The 22,565-nt window shown below is 49.5% G+C and carries 21 protein-coding genes, 1 pseudogene and 2 riboswitches; of the genes and pseudogenes, 21 read left to right on the plus strand and 1 reads right to left on the minus strand.

Annotation, left to right across the window (positions count from 1 at the left end):
* Positions 1–41: 41 nt before the first annotated feature.
* A pseudogene (locus ACZ481_RS11595) lies at positions 42–110 on the plus strand (translation initiation factor IF-2 N-terminal domain-containing protein); the annotation flags it as partial.
* Here the strand turns inward: ACZ481_RS11595 and ACZ481_RS11600 are convergent.
* On the minus strand, positions 111–824 hold the full coding sequence (locus ACZ481_RS11600; protein WP_464770702.1) for a hypothetical protein: 714 nt from the start codon (positions 822–824) through the stop codon (positions 111–113). It abuts the pseudogene before it with no gap.
* Between the two features lie 201 nt (positions 825–1,025).
* Between ACZ481_RS11600 and infB the strand changes: the two genes are divergently transcribed.
* From infB to ACZ481_RS11700, 20 genes are all read left to right on the plus strand, one after another.
* A complete protein-coding gene (gene infB / locus ACZ481_RS11605) occupies positions 1,026–2,780 on the plus strand; it encodes a translation initiation factor IF-2 (RefSeq protein ID WP_464770619.1) in 1,755 nt (584 codons plus the stop codon).
* A gap of 27 nt (positions 2,781–2,807) precedes the next feature.
* Positions 2,808–3,164 carry a 30S ribosome-binding factor RbfA gene (rbfA, locus tag ACZ481_RS11610; protein ID WP_464770294.1) on the plus strand — a complete coding sequence of 119 codons (357 nt, stop codon included), beginning with the start codon at positions 2,808–2,810 and terminating at the stop codon, positions 3,162–3,164.
* A 2-nt stretch (positions 3,165–3,166) separates the two neighbouring features.
* Positions 3,167–4,135 carry a DHH family phosphoesterase gene (locus ACZ481_RS11615; protein WP_464770295.1) on the plus strand — a complete coding sequence of 323 codons (969 nt, stop codon included), beginning with the start codon at positions 3,167–3,169 and terminating at the stop codon, positions 4,133–4,135.
* Positions 4,132–5,016 (plus strand): tRNA pseudouridine(55) synthase TruB, encoded by an 885-nt coding sequence (gene truB, locus ACZ481_RS11620; RefSeq protein ID WP_464770296.1) that lies wholly within the window; start codon positions 4,132–4,134, stop codon positions 5,014–5,016. Before ACZ481_RS11615 ends, truB begins: the two co-directional genes overlap by 4 nt.
* 283 nt (positions 5,017–5,299) lie before the next feature.
* Positions 5,300–6,217: a bifunctional riboflavin kinase/FAD synthetase gene (locus ACZ481_RS11625; RefSeq protein WP_464770297.1), complete on the plus strand. Its 918-nt coding sequence runs from the start codon at positions 5,300–5,302 to the stop codon at positions 6,215–6,217.
* Between the two features lie 147 nt (positions 6,218–6,364).
* Positions 6,365–6,631, plus strand: coding sequence for a 30S ribosomal protein S15 (gene rpsO / locus ACZ481_RS11630; protein ID WP_464770298.1), 267 nt, complete (start codon positions 6,365–6,367; stop codon positions 6,629–6,631).
* Positions 6,632–6,855: 224 nt separating this feature from the next.
* Positions 6,856–8,967 carry a polyribonucleotide nucleotidyltransferase gene (locus ACZ481_RS11635; RefSeq protein ID WP_464770299.1) on the plus strand — a complete coding sequence of 704 codons (2,112 nt, stop codon included), beginning with the start codon at positions 6,856–6,858 and terminating at the stop codon, positions 8,965–8,967.
* A gap of 105 nt (positions 8,968–9,072) precedes the next feature.
* Positions 9,073–9,795 (plus strand): polysaccharide deacetylase family protein, encoded by a 723-nt coding sequence (locus ACZ481_RS11640; RefSeq protein WP_464770300.1) that lies wholly within the window; start codon positions 9,073–9,075, stop codon positions 9,793–9,795.
* Positions 9,796–9,918: 123 nt separating this feature from the next.
* Positions 9,919–11,157, plus strand: a complete 1,239-nt coding sequence (locus ACZ481_RS11645; protein WP_464770301.1) for a glycosyl hydrolase family 18 protein — start codon at positions 9,919–9,921, stop codon at positions 11,155–11,157.
* A 23-nt stretch (positions 11,158–11,180) separates the two neighbouring features.
* Positions 11,181–12,056, plus strand: coding sequence for an N-acetylmuramoyl-L-alanine amidase family protein (locus ACZ481_RS11650; RefSeq protein ID WP_464770302.1), 876 nt, complete (start codon positions 11,181–11,183; stop codon positions 12,054–12,056).
* Positions 12,057–12,212: 156 nt separating this feature from the next.
* Positions 12,213–13,466, plus strand: coding sequence for a M16 family metallopeptidase (locus ACZ481_RS11655; RefSeq protein ID WP_464770303.1), 1,254 nt, complete (start codon positions 12,213–12,215; stop codon positions 13,464–13,466).
* Positions 13,467–13,478: 12 nt separating this feature from the next.
* Entirely contained in the window at positions 13,479–13,919 is a 441-nt protein-coding gene (locus tag ACZ481_RS11660; RefSeq protein WP_464770304.1) for a dCTP deaminase/dUTPase family protein, read from the plus strand.
* Between the two features lie 88 nt (positions 13,920–14,007).
* Positions 14,008–14,328, plus strand: coding sequence for a hypothetical protein (locus ACZ481_RS11665; RefSeq protein ID WP_464770305.1), 321 nt, complete (start codon positions 14,008–14,010; stop codon positions 14,326–14,328).
* Positions 14,329–14,340: 12 nt separating this feature from the next.
* Positions 14,341–14,616, plus strand: coding sequence for a YlmC/YmxH family sporulation protein (locus tag ACZ481_RS11670; RefSeq protein ID WP_464770306.1), 276 nt, complete (start codon positions 14,341–14,343; stop codon positions 14,614–14,616).
* Between the two features lie 66 nt (positions 14,617–14,682).
* On the plus strand, positions 14,683–15,342 hold the full coding sequence (locus ACZ481_RS11675; protein ID WP_464770307.1) for a general stress protein: 660 nt from the start codon (positions 14,683–14,685) through the stop codon (positions 15,340–15,342).
* A gap of 109 nt (positions 15,343–15,451) precedes the next feature.
* Positions 15,452–15,622: riboswitch (Lysine riboswitch) on the plus strand.
* Between the two features lie 110 nt (positions 15,623–15,732).
* On the plus strand, positions 15,733–16,527 hold the full coding sequence (dapB, locus tag ACZ481_RS11680; RefSeq protein WP_464770308.1) for a 4-hydroxy-tetrahydrodipicolinate reductase: 795 nt from the start codon (positions 15,733–15,735) through the stop codon (positions 16,525–16,527).
* Between the two features lie 52 nt (positions 16,528–16,579).
* Complete coding sequence (locus ACZ481_RS11685; protein WP_464770309.1) at positions 16,580–17,611, plus strand: aspartate-semialdehyde dehydrogenase; 1,032 nt, start codon at positions 16,580–16,582, stop codon at positions 17,609–17,611.
* An 11-nt stretch (positions 17,612–17,622) separates the two neighbouring features.
* Entirely contained in the window at positions 17,623–18,843 is a 1,221-nt protein-coding gene (dapG, locus tag ACZ481_RS11690) for an aspartate kinase (RefSeq protein ID WP_464770310.1), read from the plus strand.
* A 15-nt stretch (positions 18,844–18,858) separates the two neighbouring features.
* The gene (gene dapA / locus ACZ481_RS11695; RefSeq protein WP_464770311.1) at positions 18,859–19,743 is read left to right on the plus strand and encodes a 4-hydroxy-tetrahydrodipicolinate synthase; all 885 of its coding nucleotides are present in this window, start codon (positions 18,859–18,861) and stop codon (positions 19,741–19,743) included.
* A gap of 260 nt (positions 19,744–20,003) precedes the next feature.
* Positions 20,004–21,623 (plus strand): ribonuclease J, encoded by a 1,620-nt coding sequence (locus tag ACZ481_RS11700; RefSeq protein ID WP_464770620.1) that lies wholly within the window; start codon positions 20,004–20,006, stop codon positions 21,621–21,623.
* Positions 21,624–22,204: 581 nt separating this feature from the next.
* A riboswitch (cobalamin riboswitch) is annotated at positions 22,205–22,384 on the plus strand.
* Positions 22,385–22,565: the final 181 nt, after the last annotated feature.

A 22,565-nucleotide genomic window follows, 5' to 3' on the forward strand; every position in this document is an offset into this window, starting at 1 on the left:
CGTATGTTGCCTGGGGAGAGAAAGAAAATGGGGGTGGATCAATGTCCAAATACAGAGTATATGAATTAGCCAAGGAATATAATACGACCAGCAAAGTAATTATAGATATTTTAGGACGGCATAGTATTGTCGCCAAAAATCATATGAGCAGTGTGGATGAAGATGCCAAGGTGGCAGTGGAAAGAACTTTTGCCCGGAAAACAGGCGGGGCGGAGCAGGCACCTGCTCCCGGACGGGCCGCGCAGCCTGCTCAGCAGGCCGCCAGAAATGAACAGAAAAATTCCCAGTTTGTAAAAGAGGTACATACGCAGGAACCACGGAACCGTCCGGGCTATAACAGTAGCCAGCCGCAGCAGAACCGTCCGGGCTACAACAGTAACCAGCCGCAAAACCGTCCGGGCTACAACAGTAACCAGCCGCAGCAGAACCGTCCGGGCTACAACAGTAACCAGCCGCAGCAAAACCGTCCGGGCTTTAACAGTAGCCAGCCGCAAAACCGTCCGGGCCACAACAGTAACCAGCAGCAGAACCGTCCGGGCTACAACAGTAACCAGCCGCAGCAAAACCGTCCGGGCTATAACAGTAGCCAGCCGCAGCAGAACCGTCCGGGCTACAACAGTAACCAGCCGCAGAACCGTCCGGGCTACAACAGTAACCAGCCGCAGCAAAACCGTCCGGGCTTTAACAGTAACCAGCCGCAGCAGAACCGTCCGGGCTACAACAATAACCAGCAGCGGCAGAACCGTCCGGGCTATAGCAACAGCCAACCAAACCAGCCTGCCGGTAATAACAATAATCAGCAGCAACAGAACCGTCCCAATCATAGCAATAACCAGCAGCGGCCAGGGCAGCGGCCCGGCTCAGGTTCTGAGAACAGGCCGGGACAACAAAATTCACAATTCCAGAACAATAACCGCCGGTCCGCCAATCAACGGAATACCGGTAGTTCCGGTCCGGGTAAACGTTCAAACCAAAACAGGCATCAGTCTGCCAGAAATCAGGCGGCGCCTCATGTTAAAGCGGAGATGCCGAAACCTAAGAGCATTAGAATCGGGGAATCCATTACCGTAAAAGACCTTGCCGGCAAAATGGGGCGTGAAGCCGGGGAAATCATCAAGAAACTGATGATGCTGGGAACCATGGTTAATATCAACCAGGAAGTCGATTTTGATACTGCCAGTATTTTAGGCGGTGAATTTGGGGTGGCGGTAGAGGCCATTCCACCGGAAGAAGATCCGACAGAAATTCCTGAGATTGAAGATGATGAGAAAGACCTGGTTTACCGGCCGCCGGTTGTCACTGTTATGGGTCATGTTGACCATGGTAAAACGTCACTCCTGGATGCGATCAGGAAGACCCATGTCACTTCGCAGGAAGCAGGCGGCATAACCCAGCATATCGGTGCTTATCAGGTAATGTGCCAGGGTAAGAAAATTGTCTTTTTGGATACCCCGGGCCATGAAGCCTTTACGGCCATGCGCGCTCGCGGTGCCCAGGTAACAGATATTGCCATATTGGTCGTAGCCGCCGATGACGGTGTTATGCCGCAGACAATTGAAGCGATCAATCATGCCAAATCCGCCCAAGTACCAATTATTGTCGCCATTAATAAAATGGACCGCCCGGGCGCCAATCCGGACCGGGTTAAACAACAGTTAGCCGAACATCAGCTGATACCTGAAGACTGGGGCGGCGATACTATTATGGCGCCTGTGTCTGCTCATCAGAAAACAGGTATCAACGAACTGCTGGAAATGATCTTATTGGTAGCGGAGATGCTGGATCTCAAAGCAAATCCCAACCGTCTTGCCTATGGTACCATCGTGGAAGCCAAACTGGACAAAGGCCGGGGACCTGTATCTACAGTCCTGGTGCAAAAAGGCACGCTGCGCGTTGGCGATACTATTATCGCCGGCACAGCCTACGGCAAGGTGCGGGCCATGGTAAATGACCGGGGCGAAAAAGTGAAAAAGGCTGAACCGTCCACCCCGGTGGAAGTACTTGGTTTAACTGATGTTCCACAGGCCGGCGACACACTGGTAGCCGTAGATGAACGGACGGCCCGGGTTATTGCTGAAAAGCGCATTGCCAAAAAACGTACTGAGGAAATCAAGCAGTCCCAAAAGGTTTCTTTAGATGATTTATTTAAACAAATTCAGGAAGGCAGCCTGAAGGATCTTAACATCGTTGTTAAGGCCGATGTTCAGGGCTCGATCGAGGCTCTCCGCCAGTCACTGCTTGGCATTAAAAACAAGGAAGTCCGGGTTAACATTGTTCACGCGGGCGTCGGGGCGATCAATGAATCTGATGTCATGCTGGCGGCGGCGTCCAATGCGCTCATTATTGGGTTTAACGTTCGGCCTGATGGCAATGCCCGCAAGGCTGCGGATAATGAAAAGATAGACATTCGGCTCTACCGGGTTATTTATGATGCGCTAAATGATGTGGAAGCGGCAATTACAGGCATGCTGGCGCCCGAGTTCAAAGAAGTCCCGTTAGGCAGGGCAGAGGTGCGTCAGGTGATTTCTGTTCCTAAAGCAGTTGTTGCCGGCTCCTATGTACTGGAAGGCAAAATAACCAGCACCGCCCAGGTACGGCTTATCCGGAACGGTATTGTTGTTCATGAAGGCAAGCTGGAGTCGCTGCGGCGCTTCAAAGATGATGTTAAAGAGGTTGCCCAGAATTATGAATGCGGCATAACGATTGAAAAGTTCCGCGATGTTAAAGAAGGCGACATTATTGAAGCATTTACAATGGAAGAAGTTGCCCCCCGGGGATAAGGGCAATATGTAGCGGAGGAATTTATTATGGGACAATTGCGGGTAGAAAAGGTTCAGGAATTCATCAAGCAGGAAATCAGCAAGCTGATTCTGACTGAACTAAAAGACCCTCGGATTGGTTTCGTAACGGTAACCAGAGTGGAAGCTACTGGCGATCTACGCAGTGCCAAGGTATATATCAGCCTTATGGGCAGCGATGAGCAAAAAGCAGAGACCTGGGCCGGACTTACCAAATCGTTAGGCTATATGCGGGCTGAAATAGGTAAACGTATTCGTATGAGATTTGCTCCCGAATTATCGCTGCATCTTGACGAAACATTGGAATATAGTGCACGAATTCAGGAACTTATCTTGAAAATTAAGCAGGAAGAAGGCAAGCAATAACAGTGGAAGTATCTATTGCACACAGTGCTGAGCTGTTAAACAGGGCTAATCACATTATACTGACTGCTCATATTCATCCTGATGGTGATGCTTTGGGATCACTGCTCGCTCTCAATGCATACCTTTCGTCCCAGGGCAAGCAGGTTAGAATGCTGCTTGATGATGAAATCCCCCGGACCTTTAAATTTCTGGCTGACTGGGAAAAGATAGAAAAGCCGGACAGCTCCGAAATTGAAGCCGACCTGCTGGTCGTGCTTGATGCCAGCGACTTAGAGCGGGTGGGCAAAGTCCGCAACGCGGTAAAAGCTCCGATATTAAACCTGGACCATCATATCTCAAACCTGAAGTTTGCCGATTACTGGTATGTGGACAGTCAAGCGGCCGCTACCGGTGAGATTATTTTCAAGCTGCTTAAGGCAGTGCCGGCGGCGATTACAGCTGACATGGCTACCGCCTTGTTCACGGCCATTGCGACTGACTGCGGTTTCTTCCGGTTTGCCAATACATCGGCCGAAACGCTGCGATTTGCTTCTGAGCTGGTGGCCCTGGGGGCTAAGCCTCATATTATTTCTGAATATCTGGATACAAAACCGCTGGCTGTTATCGCAGCCTTGCCGAAAGTCCTGGAAACCCTGGAGATCCTTGACTGTGGTCAGGGCCGGCAGATTGCGGCCCTGACACTGCGCCAGGAAATACTGGCTGATCTGAGGGAGGATACGGAGGGATTCATTAACTATCCCCGCAATATTGAGGGGGTCGAGATAGCGGTCATGTTTAAGGAAACGGATAATAGCGTGAGGGTAAGCCTGCGCTCCAAAACGGTTGATGTCAGCAAGATTGCCCTGGGGTTTGGCGGCGGCGGCCATGCCCGGGCTGCGGGCTGCACTGTCGCCGAACCGTTAAGCAAGGCCAAGCGGCTGATCCTGGAGGCTGCTAAAAAACAGTTAGCCAAAGGCGCAAGTATTAAATGATGCAAAGTGGTTTAATTAATGTTCTTAAACCGCCAGGCATGACTTCCCATGATGTGGTTGCCTACGTTCGACGACTATATGGGATAAAGCGTGTTGGTCATGCCGGAACGCTGGATCCGGCGGCGGCCGGGGTTTTGCCGGTATTTGTCGGCAACGCCACCAGGCTTGTTGAATATTTGGCTGATGCTGATAAAAGTTACCGGGCTGAACTCACTTTTGGCCTGGAAACAGATACCGGCGATGATACCGGGCAGATTCTCCGGCGCTGTCCGTACACCCGGCCGCAGCCGGGCCGGATCGAGGCTGTTTTTGCCTCGTTTATCGGTGTATCCGAGCAAGTTCCGCCGATGTACTCAGCGGTTAAAATTGGCGGGAAAAAACTATATGAACTGGCTCGCGCCGGTCAGGTTGTGGAACGGAAAGCGCGTAAAATTGTCATTGAGAAGCTTGCGCTTGTCTCGGAAACGGAAACCGGCCTTGTTTTTGATGTACATTGTTCCAAGGGAACGTATATCCGTACACTGTGTGCTGATATTGCCCGCCGGTTGGACTGCCTGGCAGTTATGAGTTTTTTGGTTCGGACGCGGGTGGGCAGTTTTTGTCTGGAAAAATCATTGACACTGGAAGAGATTGCCGCAAATAAAGAACAGGCGCTGCAAGCTGCGGATGCTGCGCTTACCCATCTGCCGGCTGTTATACTGTCCGAGCAGGAGGCACAGGCAGTAAAGAACGGCCGTTCCATCCCCGGCCGGCCAAGCGGGGCTGATTTAGTAAAAATGTATGACTGCCGGCAGAATTTTATTGGTATTGGCCGGGAAACAGGTCAGCGTACAGAGCAGCCAATGTTAATGCCGGTGAAAATTTTAAGTCCGGACCGGTAATGGCAGCCCACACCGGGTTGGCGTTTCACCCAAGGCCGGCACGAGTACCGTACGGCACTTGGAATTTTTTTGTTAGGCGACGCACGGTACTAGTGTTCTTGACCACATTATCTTTTTAGTTTGATGACGGCCAAAATGGCCAATGGCGGCGTCAGCCCCTCCTAGCAGACCCCTTCCCGTATGCGTCGTCGGCGCTTCCTTGCCCTTGGCCATTTTGTCTCGCCCTAAAACTAAAATATAACCTGGCCAAGACACTAGCTGCAATGAGGAGAAACAGATCAGTATGAAAGTCTTTACCCAAATAGAAAACATACGTCATCAGGCTCCTGTGTTCATAGCCTTAGGAACCTTTGACGGTATTCATATCGGCCATCAGGCGATCATCACCCGCGCTGTTAAACAGGCGAAAGAGCGCAATTGCGCCAGCGCGGTGTTTACCTTCAGCAATCACCCGCTTAGTGCGATTGATCCTGAGCGCTGTCCACCGCTGCTTGTAACAAATCAGGAGAAAATTGACCTCATTGCCGGGTTAGGTGTGGATATATTGTTTAATGTTCCCTTTACCACCGAATTTTTGCGGCTGAGCCCGCTCCACTTCCTGAATAAACTGGTCAGCAGCATTAACCTCAGGCATGTTATTGTCGGAACCAATTTTACCTATGGCCACCGCGGGGCCGGCACACCAGCCCTGCTGAAAAAATTTGGCGCAAAACATGGTTTTACCGTCGACGTGGTAGGAATGGTAGATGTGGACGGGGTGATTGTCAGCAGTACAAGCATCAGACAACTGGTGGCCGACGGTGCGGTTAAGCAGGCCGCAAACTTGCTGGGACGGCGGGTAAGTATAACAGGGAGGATTATTGAGGGTGATAAGCGGGGCCGCGAGTTAGGCTTTCCCACCGCAAATCTGGCGATTCCTCAAGGACTGTCTGTACCTGCCGACGGGGTTTATGCTGTTTACGTACAGGACGAGCAGGGGCTGCATTTCAACGGGGTTGCCAACATTGGCAATAATCCTACTTTTACCAGGCAAACCCGGCGCATCGAGGTACATATTCTTGATTTTGACCGTGTTATTTACGGACAGCAGTTAAAAATACAATTTATCGACAGGATCAGGGGCGAAGTTGCTTTTAACGATATCGATCAGCTTAAACAACAAATGGCGGCAGATATTGAATTTGCACAAAAAATATTTTAGATCAACAGTAAAGGTTTACAGGGCATGATTTTTATGGTAAAATATCTTTTAGTGATTTAATCACTGTTTTTAACCATAGCGAGGATAGTCGAGTCTCCGGCGATGTCTTGGCTAATGGGGATAGTAAGTAAAAGGAGGTGAACCATCGTGTTGACACCTGAAAACAAACAGAAGCTGATTGAAAAATACCGTGTACATGTAAATGATACCGGATCGCCAGAAGTACAGATTGCAATCCTTACGGAACGGATTAATTACCTGACTGAACATTTGCGCGAACACAAAAAAGACCATCATTCCCGCCGGGGGTTATTGAAAATGGTAGGTCAACGCAGAGGTCTCTTGAACTATCTGCGTGAAAGTGATATTGAGCGCTACCGGTCCATTCTCGAAAAACTTAATTTAAGAAAATAAAGAAAGAAAACACGGCTTGCGCCGAGCCTTGGGCGAAAGCAAAAGCCGATGTTGCCCTTATCCAGGAAAAACTAACCTTTTTATCAGGACAAGAAAAGCGGATTATCCGCTTTTTTTATTTTTTTCCAGGTTAAAGAAAAATAAAAAAGGGAATAATAAGAAAAATGTCGAACAGTTAATCTTTGCTAAAAGAAAAGGGGTTTATCAGAGGAGGAAAACAAAATATGGAAAAATTCCAGTTGGAATTAGGCGGCCGGACCCTGATCATTGAATCAGGGAAGATGGCTAAGCAGGCCAGTGGCGCTGTGCTGGTGCGCTACGGCGATACCGCCGTACTGGTAGCTGCGACCCAATCGGCTGAACCGCGGCAGGGGATTGACTTTTTCCCCTTAACAGTTGACTATGAAGAGCGTTTGTATTCTGTGGGGAAAATTCCCGGCGGTTTTATTAAACGGGAAGGCCGCCCCAGCGAAGCGGCGATTTTAGCCGGCCGCTTGATTGACCGGCCTATTCGGCCCCTGTTTGCCGATGGCCTGCGTAATGATGTTCATGTAGTGGCTACAGTGATGTCGGTAGATCAGGATAATCCTCCCGATATTGCCGCCATGATTGGCGCATCCTGCGCTTTGGGTATTTCTGATATAGTTTTTAACGGGCCAATTGGCGGTGTGCGTGTTGGGTTACTGGACAATAAGTTTATTTTAAACCCTACCGTAGCGCAGCAGGAACTAAGTGATCTTAATTTAGTTGTTGCCGGCACCAAGGATGCTATTCTGATGGTTGAGGCAGGAGCCAAGGAGCTATCGGAAGAGACTATGCTTGAGGCTATTTTATTTGGCCATGAGGCAATTAAAGAGATCGTCGCTTTTCAGGAAGAGATTATTGCCAAAATTGGCAAACCCAAAAAAGAGAAAACCTTATATGAAGTCCCGGCTGAGATCGACGCGGCTATGCGTGAATTTGTGACTGCCGACTTAAAGGCCGCGGTAGCGAATAAAGACAAGCTCCAGCGGGAAGAGGATATTAAACAGGTTAAAACCGATGCTGTTACCCATTTCCTTGCCCTTTATCCGGATAAGGATAAGGATATTAACTATATGTTCCAAAAGATACTTAAAGAGATTGTCCGGAAAATGATTACGGTTGACAAGATCCGTCCTGACGGCCGCCAGATTGAAGAGGTAAGACCGATTACCTGTGAGGTTGGACTGTTGGCCCGTACTCATGGTTCCGGCTTGTTTACCCGCGGCCAGACTCAGGTTTTTACCATTACCACCCTTGGTGCGATTGGTGACGAGCAGATTCTTGACGGCCTCGGCGTTGAGGAGTCTAAACGCTATATGCACCATTATAACTTTCCTTCCTTTAGTGTAGGCGAGACCAGGCCGTCACGCGGTCCGGGCCGCCGGGAAATCGGACATGGCGCCTTGGCGGAACGGGCCTTATTGGCGGTCATTCCCTCGGAAACCGAGTTTCCCTATACGATCCGGCTGGTATCGGAAGTCATAGAATCCAACGGGTCAACCTCAATGGGCAGCGTTTGCGGCAGCACCTTATCGCTGATGGATGCAGGGGTGCCGATTAAAGCACCGGTGTCCGGGGTTGCAATGGGGTTAGTCAAAGAGGGCGATCATTATACTATCCTCACCGATATTCAGGGCATGGAAGATGCGCTGGGCGATATGGACTTCAAAGTTGCCGGCACGGCGCAAGGCGTGACCGCCATGCAGATGGATATGAAGATATCCGGTATTACCAAAGAAATTTTTGTTGATGCCCTGGCCCAGGCCAAACGGGGACGGATGCATATTATGGGGAAAATGCTTGAGGTCATCAGCGAGCCCAGAAAAGAATTGTCTCCTTTTGCCCCCCGCATCATAACCATGGAGATTGACCCCGATAAAATCCGCGATGTCATTGGACCAGGCGGGAAAACCATTAAGAAGATTATTGAAGAAACCGGGGTTACGATTGATATTGAGGATGACGGCAAAGTCTTTATTGCTGCTGTTGATGTTGCCGCCGGCCAAAAAGCCGTACATATTATTGAAACACTGGTACGGAGTGTGGAAGTGGGTGCAACCTACACCGGCAAAGTGACCCGGTTGATGAATTTTGGCGCTTTTGTCGAGATTCTTCCCGGTAAAGAGGGGCTTGTTCACATCTCCCAACTGGCCCGTGAACGGGTGGCCAAAGTTGAGGATGTTGTCAAAGTAGGCGATGAAATAACCGTTAAAGTAACGGAAATTGACCGTCAGGGCCGCATTAACCTCTCCAGAAAAGAACTGTTAAAAGCAGAACCGCGGGAAACTGCCCCGCAAGGAACAGCGCAGTAATCAGACAGAACGGGGGACTTGGCACAAGCCAAGTCTTTTTATTTTGCTCATAAATTCCTGCCGGCGCTAATACACTGTACTACAGGTGTGACAGGAGTTGATGGAATGCAATGTAAAATAGTAATGGTAGGAAAAATCCGTTATTGGTATGTATACTTTGCTGTTGGTGTATTCATGACAGTGGCTATGTTGTCAGGCAATCTCCAGCCGCTGGTGGCTACCAACGAACTCCCGGCAGTGCCGCCGCCTGTTTTTCAGGGTAATTCGTCTCAGCCCCGGGTTGCCTTTGCCTGCAATGTATTCTGGGGCGAGGAGTATCTGCCGGCTATGCTTAAAACCTTTGATGAAAATAATATCCATATCACTTTCTTTATTGGCGGCAGCTGGGCCAACCGCTATCCGGAGGTGCTAAAAGACATAGCCAATAAAGGCCATGAACTGGGGAACCATACCTACAGTCACCCCCACCCCAACAATTTAAGCAAGGAAAAAAATAAAGAACAGATACTCAAAGCAGAGGAGCTTGTCACCAGCCTTACCGGCATAAAAACCAATCTGTATGCCCCTCCGTATGGTGAGTACAACAATACCGTTCTCCTGGCCGCCCAGGAGCTGAATTATACCACGATTATGTGGAGCATCGACACCGTTGACTGGAAACGGCCGCCACCGGATATTCTGCAAGAACGGGTGCTGAAAAAACTTCATAATGGCGCTATTATTCTCATGCATCCAACAGCACCGACAGCGCAGGCTTTACCAGGGCTTATCAGTGAGATTAAGAAACGGGGATATACGATTACTACAGTAACTGATATACTAAACTAACAAAAATAGGCAGGTTAAAACCTGCTTTTTTTATTGCTTAAATAGAATAAATATGATACTATGATTTACATAAAAAGATAACATGAGGTTATCATGTTTATCTGCTGGAATGGAGGCTGATCTATGAGTAAGCTCAAAAAAATGATATCCTGGCTGGTAATTATGGTGTTCATGCTAACTGTTATGGCACCTGTTACGCCGGCGTACGCTTTTTCAGTAGCTGATCTGTTAGGACAAGCCAACGGTTCCGGCGAAACAAGCGCCGTTTCCGGCGCAAGCACAGGCCAGGGTATGGTGGATATTTTACTGGGACTGCTTATGGGCAGGTTTCTGGGCAATACCTCTGGCACGCCGGCCAAGGAGACCGGCCAGGGCAGTCCGGCCAGCGGCTGGGCCAAGGCCGGGCCGAAAGAACTGGTTGGCTTTTATGCCGAATGGTGGGGGGCAGACACCTCTTCCTATAACTCAATGATGAAAAATGCTGATGTAATTAACACGATTGCCCCCTTCTGGGCAACTCTGCAGGCTGACGGCACAGTAACAGACCGTGGCGGCAATGATCATATGTCTGTGGTTAACAGTGCCGGCCAGAATGATATAACCGTATTGCTGCTGGTCAATAATGCCAAGCAGACTGGCAATACCGTACCCATTCATACGGTGTTGTCAAATCCTGAGCTCCGGTCTAAAGCCATTCAAAATTTTGAGGCTTATCTTAAGAAATATGACCTGGACGGCATCAATATTGACTTTGAAATGGTGCCGGCTACCGACCGGGACAACCTGACCGCGTTCATGCGGGAGCTTTATGCCCGTCTGAAACCACAGGGGTATATTGTGTCGATTGACGTTTTTCCGAAACAGGATGAAAACAATGATGTGGCAGCTGCTTACGATTATGCCGAGCTTAGCAAGTATGCCGATAAAATTATGATTATGACTTATGACAATCATGGGGCCTGGAGTGGTCCGGGACCCATTGCCGATATCGGCTGGGTGGAAAAAAGCCTAAATTATGCCCTGAAGTTCATTCCCAAGGACAAGCTGTTTCTGGGCATTGCCGCTTATGGGTATGACTGGTCGGCTAAAGGCACTCAGTCTTTAGAGTATAAGGCGATTATGGATCTGGCTAAGCAGTATGGCCGGAAGGTGCAATGGGACGACAATTCGAAATCTCCGTATTTTAGCTATAACGCAGCTGATGGTACTGCGCATACGGTCTGGTTTGAAAACAGCGAGAGTTTGAAATATAAACTGGCGCTGCTCACCAAATATGATATTGCCGGTGCCGCCATGTGGAAACTTGGCGAGGAGGACCCGGCTGTCTGGCCGGTACTGCGGGACACGTTCCGCAATGAGTAAAATATTGACGCAGGAGGTATGCTGTGTATAGTAAAAAAATAGTAACACTTGTATTGCTGTTTGTTTTGGTTATCAATGTGGCAGGACCGGTACAAATCGGCCAGGCCGCAGCTTTGGATAATGTCATTGGGGCTTTGGCAGCTTCGAGTGTCCCGGCAACCGACGGGGGCGGGTCAAATGTATTTGACAAGCTGTTTAGCCTATTATTCGATAAAATACTGGGTCCGATTTTTAATATCTTTGGTGGCGATAAAACAACCACTGTGCCGGATAATCCGGTAAAAGTAACGCCCCTGCCATCTGGCGGCGGCAGTGCCGGCAGTGTCACCAGCAGCGGCCTGCGGGGGAAAACGATTGTTATTGACCCCGGGCATGGTGGCAGCAATCCCGGTGCTGTAGCTAATGGCACCAGGGAAACGGATAATAACCTGGCTGTTAGCTTAAAACTGCGGGACAAGCTGCTCAGTGCCGGCGCCAACGTAGTCATGACCAGGGAAACTGACCGCACAGTAGCGGCTGAAGGCAGTTCATTAGGCCAGGAGCTGGCGGCACGGGTCAATATTGCTGAAGCTAAAAATGCCGATATGTTTATCAGTGTTCACTCCAACTCCAACCCTAATCCCGCCATTTTCGGCGCTATGACATTCTATCCGGCCGGCAAGTCGTCCAAACTGGCGCAGACAGTACAGGATCATATCATTAGAGAAACCGGTGCTGTGGACAAAGGCACCTCCTCCGCGACTTTCTATGTTCTGCGCAACACGACAATGCCCAGCATTTTAGTGGAGATGGGCTTTGTTAGTAATGCCGCTGAAGCCCGTAAGCTGCAGGATGACAGCTACCGGAATAAGATTGCCCAGGGTATTTTTAACGGAGCGGCCCAATACTTCAATAATTAGCCGCTTGCTTACACTTATTAAACAGAGACAAACGTTAATTCGAAATCTCTGTTTTTTTCTTCGTCAATATTAGGTATAATAGGGAGTATAATTAGCCAGGCACGTTATTTTTAGCTGGCAAGCTCACTGCTATTTGCGTATGAAAAGGAGATTTACATGTATCAAAAGTCAGTGTTACCTAATGGGATTCGTATAGTTTCTGAAACAATTCCGTATGTTAAATCAGTGACAATGGGGGTATGGATTGGCACAGGCTCAAGATTTGAAGAGGGATATAATCATGGTGTTTCCCATTTTATTGAGCACCTGATGTTTAAAGGCACGGCCAGGCGTTCGGCCAAAGACATCGCTGAAACAGTTGATGCCGTCGGTGGCCAGCTTAATGCCTTTACAGCCAAGGAATATACCTGTTATTATTTAAAAGTGCTCGATTCCCATGCTGATTTAGCGATGGATGTTCTCAGCGATATGCTGCTGGCCTCAAAGTTTGCGGAAGATGATATCGAGCGGGAACGTCAGGTAGTGCTCGAAGAGGTGCATATGTATGAGGATTCACCGGATGAACTGGTCCATGATATTCATCTTGACACCACCTGGTCCGGGCACCCTTTGGGCCGGAATATTCTCGGCACCGCCGATTCCATCGGCCGGTTCAGCCGTAAACTGGTAACAGAGTACTGCCGGGACTTTTATACGGCCGATAATGTTGTTATTGCCGCCTCAGGCAATGTGACCCATGCTGAGCTGGTGAGGCTGGCAGCGCAGTATTTTGCTGTTATGGACGGGAAAAAGAGCAAGCCGGCGATAACGGCACCGGCCCTTACACCGGCCAGAACGGTTGTCAGCAAGGATATCGAGCAGGTGCATATCTGCTTAGGGACGGTGAGTGTTCCTCAGGACCATCCGGAAATTTACCCGGTGCATATCATGAATAATATTTTGGGCGGCGGCATCAGCTCCCGGTTATTTCAGGTGATCAGGGAAGAGCGCGGACTGGCGTACTCGGTTTACTCTTATCAAAATAACTATAAGGATGCCGGGCTGCTGACCATCTATGCCGGGACCCGTCCCGGCAATGTTAATGAGGTGCTGGCGCTGATCATGGCTAACCTGAAAGCAATGAAGCAGCAGGGCATAAGCCAGCAGGAGCTGACAAAGTCCAAAGAACAGATAAAAGGAAATCTGCTGCTGGGCCTGGAAAGCTCCAGCAGCCGGATGTCACGTATTGGCAAACTCGAGGTTACTTTAGGAAAATATGTAGCACTGGAAGAGGTTGTTAATAAAATAGATAAAGTAACCCTTACAGATATTAACAGAATGATTGCGCAGATGTTTACCAACGAAAATCTGTGCTTTACTGCCCTTGGGCCTGTCGACTCCAAGGATATCAACACAAATATCAGTTTTTAACAGGGGGATCATATGATTAGAGGGTTCGAAATCGTCAGTCGTTATGTAGAGAGCGGCATCAGCCTGCCTGTTCGCAAAACGGCAGCAAGTGCCGGTTATGATATTGCCGCCGCCGAGGACAGCACCTTGCTGCCGGGAAAGGTTACCTTAGTGCCCACAGGTCTGAAAGCCTATATGGCCGGCGATGAATATCTGGGCATTCATATCCGCTCCGGGCTGGCTGTAAAGCAGGGCCTGAGCCTGATTAACGGCCAGGGAATTATTGATGCCGATTATTACAATAATCCGGATAATGAGGGGCATATCCTAATCGCCGTTTTTAATCACGGAGACCAACCGGTGCCGATCGCCAAAGGCACCCGGCTGGCGCAGGGAATTTTTTATAAATATCTGCTTGCCGATCATGACAGTCCGGGCGGACAGCGCCTGGGCGGCTTGGGCAGTACCGGCTAAAAACTTCAAGGGGAAACCCTTGAAGTTTTTTTCATATTCTCTTTTGCGCTGCATATACATTGATAGAAGCAGCTTGTGGGGTGGTTCTTTGTATACGTGGGCAATTTTAATGGTAATTATTCTGGCTATTATGTGGTCAATATGGCTGCGGGTCTGCCACTGCCGCCTGGCATTAGACAACCTGCCCCAGGTTGAGCCGCGGCCATCGCCATTTTCCATTGCGGTGCAGGAACTGGTAGCTACTGCCGGCGGTGTTTATCTGTCGCTGGTTATGATTGTCTCTTTTTTAAAACTTGAACTGCCTGAACGGATTACAGTAGGCATACTGTCTTTCGACCCACTGGCGATGACGGCGATCGGAGTAGCCGTGATTCAGCCGGCTATTAGTAAATTATTTCAAAAAAAGTAGGTGGATGGATGCATGCGGATAAGTGAAATGACAGGTAAAGAAGTGATAAACTTAGGCGACGGCACCCGTTTGGGCACGATTGGTGAATGTGATCTGGCATTTGACAGCCGTACCGGCGCAATCAGCGGTTTAATACTGCCAAAACATAAAACTATTTTTCAGTTTTTAAGCGACAGTCAGATCACAAGCATTCCCTGGCATGCAATCAGGCGTATTGGCGACGAGGTTGTTATTGTTGATTTAAATAATGCCTATGACCGTATGTATTCAAGGTTTGAACGGGAATAAAAAATCCAGTGCTGGTTAAACCTAACAGTAGGCTGAATATCAGACTAATGTTAGGAGGTTTTTACAATGACGACAACCAGTAATAACAATCAGGACAATATGTTTAATCCGACAATGGCGCAAACGGAAGGTCAGGCAGGCAACGCCTTGGTCAATAACTATTCCAGTGCCCAGCCGCAGGCGGCAAGTGCAAGCACCGCGTCCAATACCCAGCAGGCTTCCATGCAGGCCGGCGGCCAAGGCGTGAAAAGCGTGATTGGCGTATTTAACTCCCGCGCTGATGCTGAAAAAGGGGTTAACGCCCTGAGAGCCCAGGGTTTTACAACAGAAGAGATTAATATTGTTTCCAAGGACAAAAACAAGCAAAAGGGGCAGGGGAGCGAATACTTTGAGGATGATATTACCGACGGGGCGCTGACCGGCGGGACTTTGGGCGGTATTGGCGGCTTGCTGTTAGGCGCGGGTGCACTGGCCATTCCCGGTGTGGGGCCAATACTGGCGGCCGGCCCGATTGCCGCTGCCTTAAGCGGCGCTGTCGCCGGCGGCATTGCCGGTGGTTTAATCGATTGGGGCATTCCGGCCGAAGCGGGCAAACGCTATGAGCAGCAGGTCGCACAAGGCGGAATTCTCGCCATTGTCCGCTCAGACGCGGCTAAGGTTAATCAGGCGGCTCAGATCCTCCGCCAAAATGGGGCTAAGGATGTGGAGACCCACGCCGTAAAATAGTCAGACTGGTTTTTTATTGTCAGAAAGCAGTCAGCTTTCAATATTTATTGACAATACTGGAACCTTTATTATAAAATGTGTATAAAATGAATAAGCAACATCCTGTACAGGATGAAGTAGAGGTGCGGGAGTTAAAAGTACTTTCAGTAAGAGTGGCATCAGTGACCTGAAAGGAAAGGGGCGACCGCCGAAGTAAGTTAGACTGCCGGGTCTACTTATTGGTCTTATATCAAATAGGTTTAAGACTGTCACCATTACTTGGTGGAGCGCTATCTCATCTGATTGGGGAGGATATATTATATTTTCCTATTGTCAGAAAACGTTGCCATATGGCAGCTGGTGAGAAGCGCTCACCGGCTGCTTTTCTTATTAACAGGAGGTGGATAGCGCTTGACTAGGGTAATGGTTTGTGGCGCTTACGGTAAAATGGGCCGAGAGGTTCTACGGGCCGTGTATCAGGATGAGCACTTGAGTTTAGTGGGTGCGGTAGATACTAACTCTGATTTTGCCGATGTGGGGGAGCTTATGGGGGCAGGCAAGACCGGGGTGACTGTCGGCAAGGATTTGGCGACAGTGATTAATGAAACCAAACCCCAGGTAATGGTGGATTTTACCAATCCTCAGTCGGTAATGAACAATATCAGAGTCGCAATAAAAAACGGGGTATGCCCTGTCGTCGGCACTACCGGCCTGGGAGCCACTGATTTGGATGAGGTCCGCCGGCTGTGTGCGGCGGCTAAGGTTAATGCAATTATTGCGCCTAATTTTGCCATTGGTGCTATTTTGATGATGAAATTAGCGCAGGAAGCAGCGAAATACCTGCCGCATGTTGAGATTATTGAAATGCACCATGACCAGAAACTGGATGCTCCTTCCGGTACGGCCCTTAAAACGGCTGAGCTTATTACCAAGGTCAGAGGGGAAATGTGTCAGGGCCATCCGGCTGAGCTCGAAAAGCTGACAGGTGCCCGCGGCGGCGAACTGGCCGGGATCAGGCTGCACAGTATCCGCCTGCCGGGGTATGTGGCGCACCAGGAGGTTATCTTTGGCGGTCTGGGCCAAACTCTCACCATCCGTCATGACTCCATATCACGGGCGTCATTTATGCCGGGTGTGGTGCTGGCCTGTAAAAAAGTGCTTACTGCTGGCGGGCTGACTTATGGTCTGGAGGATTTACTGGGCTAAATGCGCCTAAAGGTGCGCATGCTAACGTCAAACATATGGGGGAGTTGTTGAAATGAAAAAATATAATGTAGCAATTTTAGGAGCAACAGGAGCTGTTGGCCAGGAGTTTCTGAAACTGATCGAGGAGCGGAATTTTCCGTTTAATGAATTAAAGCTGCTGGCCTCTGAGCGCTCTGCCGGCAAAGTCATTCCTTTTATGGGCAAAGACTACATAGTGGAAGCAGCTAAGCCCGAGTCTTTCAAGGATGTGCAGATTGCCTTGTTTGCCGGCGGCTCGACCAGCAAGGACCTGGCGCCGGCGGCTGTCAAGCACGGGGCTGTTGTTATTGATAACTCCAGTGCCTTCCGGATGGACCCGGATGTCCCGCTGGTAGTGCCTGAGGTCAATCCTGAGGCAATCAGGCAGCACAAAGGAATTATTGCCAATCCGAACTGTTCCACAATTATTATGGTGATGGCGCTGAAGCCGATCTATAATGCTGTTAAAATCAAGCGCATTGTTGTTTCAACCTACCAGGCCGTTTCCGGGGCCGGCAAAGAAGCCATTGATGAACTGACAAATCAGGTAACCGCACTTATGGAGAACCGGGCAGTTGCGGCCAATATCCTGCCAGGCGCCAGCCTGCCTAAGCACTACCAGATTGCCTTTAACCTGCTGCCGCAGATTGACGTATTTGTCGACGGGGATTACACCAAGGAAGAGATGAAAATGGTCCATGAAACCCATAAAATCCTGAATGACTATACCATCGGCATCACGGCGACAACCGTACGGGTACCGGTATACCGCAGTCATTCGGAATCAGTCAACATCGAACTTGACGGACCGCTGTCGCCTAAGGAAGCCAAGGAATTGCTGGCCGGCTTCCCCGGGGTGATAGTCCAGGATGATCCGGCAGAAATGATCTATCCGATGCCTGTATACACCTCTGACAAAAATGAAGTGTTTGTGGGCCGGATACGGGCCGACAAAACTGTGCCGCACGGATTAAATATGTGGGTAGTAGGCGATCAGATCCGGAAAGGGGCAGCCTTAAACGCTGTGCAGATTGCTGAGTACATGGTTGAGCATAATTTAATTTGAGGTGTAAAAAAATGCGGATAATCGTCCAGAAATTCGGGGGGACATCGGTTGCGTCACCCGAAGTGCGGGAACTGGTTTTGCATAAAGTACAGCAGGCCCGTGAGCAAGGCCTCAGCCCGGTGGTAGTCGTATCGGCCATGGGCCGCAAGGGCGCTCCCTATGCAACAGACACCCTGATCGGCATTGCTCAATCAGCCTGTAAACAGATTGCGGCCCGTGAGCTTGATCAGATTATGTACTGCGGGGAGATGATTTCAGCTGTCGTCATGGCTGGAACCCTGCAGGCCGCCGGCATGGATGCCGTGATGCTGACAGGCGGGAATGCCGGTATTGTAACTGACGCAAACTTTAATAATGCCAGGATTCTAAAAAGTGACCCGGCCCGTATCATTTGCCTCCTGCGGCAGGGCAAAGTGCCTGTTGTCTGTGGTTTCCAGGGCATGACCAATGAAGGCGAATTTACCACTTTAGGGCGGGGGGGCAGTGACACGACCGCTTCCGTTCTCGGGGCGGCGCTGAACGCCGAGCTTGTGGAAATATATACAGATGTTGACGGCATTATGACGGCTGATCCGAGAATTGTTGATAATGCCAGGATTCTTGAATGCATAAGCTACGCCGAGGTGTGTCAGCTGGCTCACCAGGGGGCCAAGGTCATTCATCCCCGGGCGGTGGAGATTGCTATGCAGAAGAATATTCCGCTTGTGGTGAAATCAACCTTTTCTGATGCCCCGGGGACCTTAATTACCAATATTGCCAGAGAGGATGCGAGTAACGCGGTTGTGATCGACCGGGTGGCAACAGGAGTAACCTATCTGACCAATCTGGTGCAGATAAAGGTTCAGCTTGCGGAAACAATGGCAGGTGATACCAGTTATAAAGTATTTAAAACACTTGCTGACAGTGATATCAGTGTTGATTTGATCAACGTCCATCCCGGCCAAATTATGTTTACCATTAATGCCGATCATATGGATAAGGCGGCAGAACAACTAGAGCAGCAAGGCTATCATATTGAAGTTTTGGAGAACTGTGCCAAAGTATCGGTTGTGGGCGGCGGCATGCGTGAGGTGCCCGGGGTGATGGCAAGTTTTATTGAAGCATTGACAAATAACAAAATCGCTATTCTTCAGACAGTAGACTCTCATACCTCCATCTCGGCGCTGGTGCCGCAAAACGATGTTGGGGCAGCGGTTAAATCACTTCATGAGAAGTTTGGTTTATCAAATTAATAAGGAGAGAGTTTGATGAGGCATTTCGGGCGGATTTTAACTGCAATGGTAACCCCGTTTAACAATGATGGCAGTGTTAATTATGGTGAAGCTGTTAAATTGGCTCAATACCTTGTAAACAATGGTTCAGACGGTCTCGTCGTCACCGGCAGCACCGGTGAAGCGGCAACCCTGACCAAAGAGGAGAAGGTTAAACTCTATACGGCGGTGCTTGAGGCTGTGGGCGACAGGGCCACAGTCATTGCCGGCACCGGTACGAATGATACTAGAGACTCTGTTGAACTGACCAAAATCGCCGAGCAAACCGGCGTCCATGGGGCTATGGTCGTTGCTCCCTATTACAACAAACCGCCCCAGGAGGGGTTGTTTCAGCATTTCCGGGCGATTGCCGAGTCTACAGCCTTACCGCTGATTGTATATAATGTGCCGGGGCGCACAAGCTCTAACATCCTGCCGGACACGATCGCCCGGCTGGCGGAGCTGGAGAATATTGCCGCCGTTAAAGAAGCCAGCGGCAGTTTGGAGCAGGTTTCGGAAATTATCCGTATTACCCCTAAGGACTTTTTCGTATACAGCGGTGATGATGCTCTAACCCTGCCGGTGCTGGCTGTGGGGGGGCAGGGGGTTATCAGTGTGGCCGCCCATATTGTCGGCAGTCGTATGCAGGCCATGGTAAACGCCTTTTTTGCCGGAGATATGGTCAAGGCTAAGGACCTGCATCTGGAACTCCTGCCTTTCTTCCGGGTGATATTTGTCACCACCAATCCTATTCCGATTAAAGAGGCGGTTAACCTGATCGGTATCAAGGCCGGCCCGGTAAGACTGCCGTTAGTACCGCCCACTGCCGGTGAAACGGCCCAGCTGACAAAGATTATGCAATCATTAGGCGTGTTAAATTAGTTAACGGTTACCGGTAGCGCAAGCTACCGGTTTTTTGTATGTAGAGGCAGGTTTTGCATATAATATTTAAGAGCGAGTAGACCACTTGTTGTCAGCGAATACTAAATAGGTTATAATTATTCACAAGTGGACAGGACGGCCGGTTTCTAGTGATGGGCTTAATGAACGGGCAGTTACAACTTGATTGATTAATATTTTTGGAGGTGTATGTTTTTTTGGCGCGACAACCAGGCAAAGTACAGATTATCCCTCTGGGCGGGATGGGGGAAATTGGCAAGAATATGACGGTAATCCGTTATGGTGATGAAATCATTGTAGTTGATTCAGGGTTAATGTTTCCGGAAGATGACATGCTGGGCATTGATCTGGTCATTCCCGACATCAGCTATCTGTTGGACAACCGTGAGTTAGTCAAGGCTATTGTTTTAACCCATGGGCATGAAGACCACATTGGGGCATTGCCGTATGTGTTAAAACAGCTGAGTGTTCCCGTATACGGAACTCGCCTGACCCTGGGGATTTTAGAGGGACGCCTGAAGGAAAACAATGTTCCGGCCAGCAATCTGCATGCCGTAAAATCCGGGGACCAGATCCAAATCGGCCATTTTTCCATTGGCTTTATCCGGGTAAGCCATAGCATCGCCGATGCGGTAGCTTTATCCATTAAAACGCCTGTAGGTGTCATAGTCCATACGGGAGATTTTAAACTTGATCAAACACCGGTTGACGGTAAAGTCACTGATTTTCACAAATTTGCCGAATTAGGCGACCAGGGGGTGCTGGTGCTGCTGGCAGACAGTACGAACGCCGAGCGGCCCGGCTATACGCCAAGTGAGAAATCAGTGGGCGTTACCTTTGATGATGCCTTTCGCAATGCGCGGGAACGAATTATTATTGCCTCTTTTTCATCCAATATTCACCGGATTCAACAGGCTATTGACACAGCCTGCAAGTACCGGCGCCGGGTGGCCATCCTGGGCCGGAGTATGGTGAACGTTGTTACGATCGCCTTAGAACTTGGTTATTTAAATGTTCCCGAGGGCGTTATTATTGATATTGACGAAATTAACAACTATCCCTCATCCAGCATCGTTATTTTAACAACAGGCAGTCAAGGGGAACCCATGTCGGCCCTCACCCGGATGGCCATGTCGGATCATAAGAAAGTTGAAATTATTCCCGGTGATACTGTAATTATCTCGGCTACGCCAATACCGGGCAACGAGAAGCTGGTGTCACGGACGATTGATTATTTATTCCGCCAGGGCGCCGAGGTTGTTTATGAATCCACCTCAGGCATCCACGTATCCGGCCATGCCAGCCAGGAGGAGCTTAAGCTGATGCATAATCTGCTGCGGCCGAAATTCTTTATCCCCGTACATGGCGAATACCGGCATCTGATTAAGCATTCTAAACTGGCCCAGTCTTTAGGCATGGCCAAGGAAAATATTTTTGTTGCCGAAAACGGCCAGGTCCTGGAATTTACCGCGGACAAGGGCGCTATAACCGGCAAGGTAACCTCAGGCAATGTCCTGGTGGACGGCCTGGGGGTCGGCGATGTGGGGAATATCGTCCTCCGGGACCGCCGCCAACTGTCGCAGGACGGGATACTTATCATTGTTGTCACTATGGATAAGCAGCGCGGTCAGGTAGCTGCCGGCCCGGACATTGTATCCCGCGGTTTTGTCTATGTCCGTGAATCCGAGCAGCTGATGGAGGATGCCAAGGAGCGGGTTAAACAGGCCCTGGATAAATGCGAACTCAATAATATTACCGAATGGGCCACAATTAAGTCTAATGTTCGCGATACCCTGGGCAAATATTTATATGAACGCACCCGCCGGCGACCCATGATTCTGCCTATCATTATGGAAGTCTGAAAAGCTGCTTGCCGCTTCAGTCAAAGAAAACACGGCTTGGGCCGAGCTGGGGCGAAAGCGGAAGCCGGGTTGCCCTTATCCAGGGAAAACTAACCTTTCTATCCTGAAAAATACATTTTTCATTCTTTGCTGGTGCCAGCGTAATGGCATGAGTGTCTATCAGGATAAAAAAAGCCCTGCCGCAGTTAGTTAGTCTAATTGCGGCAGGGCTTATAGGTTGGGGCCTGGTACCAGCTTCTAAGAAGGCGACAACAGCGGCTAAATAAACCAGAAAAAGAGTAAGGCTAATAACAGCACCCAAAAATGGGATAACAGAAAAAATATGATCGCTGCCAAAATCAACCAGAATAGCATAAATCTAATCCCACCCTCTGCTTGTTATCTATTACATATTATGTTTGGTAAAGAAATATGCTACCGCCAGGCAGTGAGACAAACACAGCGAATAAATGTGTCAGAGTATACGCCTGACGGTGGCTGTAACCAATAAATCCTCAATCATCTATTTACAAATGTGTTTGGCCTGATCTATACTAAGGGCAAGAGAATTTTTGTGCTAATTTATCCCATATACACCATTAACAGCATAATGTGGGGATAGGTGCCCTTCGGGGCTTAATAGAGAAGTCCGGTGCAATACCGGCACGGTCCCGCCACTGTAACGGGGAGCAAGCCTGCAAGTGCCACTGAGCAATCGCTTGGGAAGGCGCAGGCGAGCGATGAACCGGAGTCAGGAGAACTGCCTGCCCGGCAATCGCCATTTGTACCTGCGAGCGACAGGGCGGGGATTACGGCAGCGTAAACACGCAAACACTTTCCTTGCAGGAGAGTGTTTTTGTCATTCTGCCAGAAGTTAAAAAATTTTTCTGTGGGCATATGAACGACTAGACCCTAATGGGTGGCGTCCTAAAGGGCTTGACTCAAGCCAAGTTTTTCTGATGA

The organism is Sporomusa intestinalis, from assembly GCF_055383785.1.

What these genes read in the sequence shown, in the direction of transcription:
- truB (WP_464770296.1), top strand. Translation starts at nt 4,132, where the DNA reads ATGATGCAAAGTGGTTTAATTAATGTTCTTAAACCGCCAGGCATGACT.
- ACZ481_RS11625 (WP_464770297.1), top strand. Translation starts at nt 5,300, where the DNA reads ATGAAAGTCTTTACCCAAATAGAAAACATACGTCATCAGGCTCCTGTG.
- rbfA (WP_464770294.1), top strand. Translation starts at nt 2,808, where the DNA reads ATGGGACAATTGCGGGTAGAAAAGGTTCAGGAATTCATCAAGCAGGAA.
- ACZ481_RS11635 (WP_464770299.1), top strand. Translation starts at nt 6,856, where the DNA reads ATGGAAAAATTCCAGTTGGAATTAGGCGGCCGGACCCTGATCATTGAA.
- ACZ481_RS11640 (WP_464770300.1), top strand. Translation starts at nt 9,073, where the DNA reads ATGCAATGTAAAATAGTAATGGTAGGAAAAATCCGTTATTGGTATGTA.
- ACZ481_RS11660 (WP_464770304.1), top strand. Translation starts at nt 13,479, where the DNA reads ATGATTAGAGGGTTCGAAATCGTCAGTCGTTATGTAGAGAGCGGCATC.
- ACZ481_RS11645 (WP_464770301.1), top strand. Translation starts at nt 9,919, where the DNA reads ATGAGTAAGCTCAAAAAAATGATATCCTGGCTGGTAATTATGGTGTTC.
- ACZ481_RS11685 (WP_464770309.1), top strand. Translation starts at nt 16,580, where the DNA reads ATGAAAAAATATAATGTAGCAATTTTAGGAGCAACAGGAGCTGTTGGC.
- ACZ481_RS11655 (WP_464770303.1), top strand. Translation starts at nt 12,213, where the DNA reads ATGTATCAAAAGTCAGTGTTACCTAATGGGATTCGTATAGTTTCTGAA.
- dapA (WP_464770311.1), top strand. Translation starts at nt 18,859, where the DNA reads ATGAGGCATTTCGGGCGGATTTTAACTGCAATGGTAACCCCGTTTAAC.
- ACZ481_RS11670 (WP_464770306.1), top strand. Translation starts at nt 14,341, where the DNA reads ATGCGGATAAGTGAAATGACAGGTAAAGAAGTGATAAACTTAGGCGAC.
- infB (WP_464770619.1), top strand. Translation starts at nt 1,026, where the DNA reads ATGCCGAAACCTAAGAGCATTAGAATCGGGGAATCCATTACCGTAAAA.
- ACZ481_RS11700 (WP_464770620.1), top strand. Translation starts at nt 20,004, where the DNA reads ATGGGGGAAATTGGCAAGAATATGACGGTAATCCGTTATGGTGATGAA.
- ACZ481_RS11600 (WP_464770702.1), bottom strand. Translation starts at nt 824, where the DNA reads ATGATTGGGACGGTTCTGTTGCTGCTGATTATTGTTATTACCGGCAGG.
- ACZ481_RS11675 (WP_464770307.1), top strand. Translation starts at nt 14,683, where the DNA reads ATGACGACAACCAGTAATAACAATCAGGACAATATGTTTAATCCGACA.
- dapG (WP_464770310.1), top strand. Translation starts at nt 17,623, where the DNA reads ATGCGGATAATCGTCCAGAAATTCGGGGGGACATCGGTTGCGTCACCC.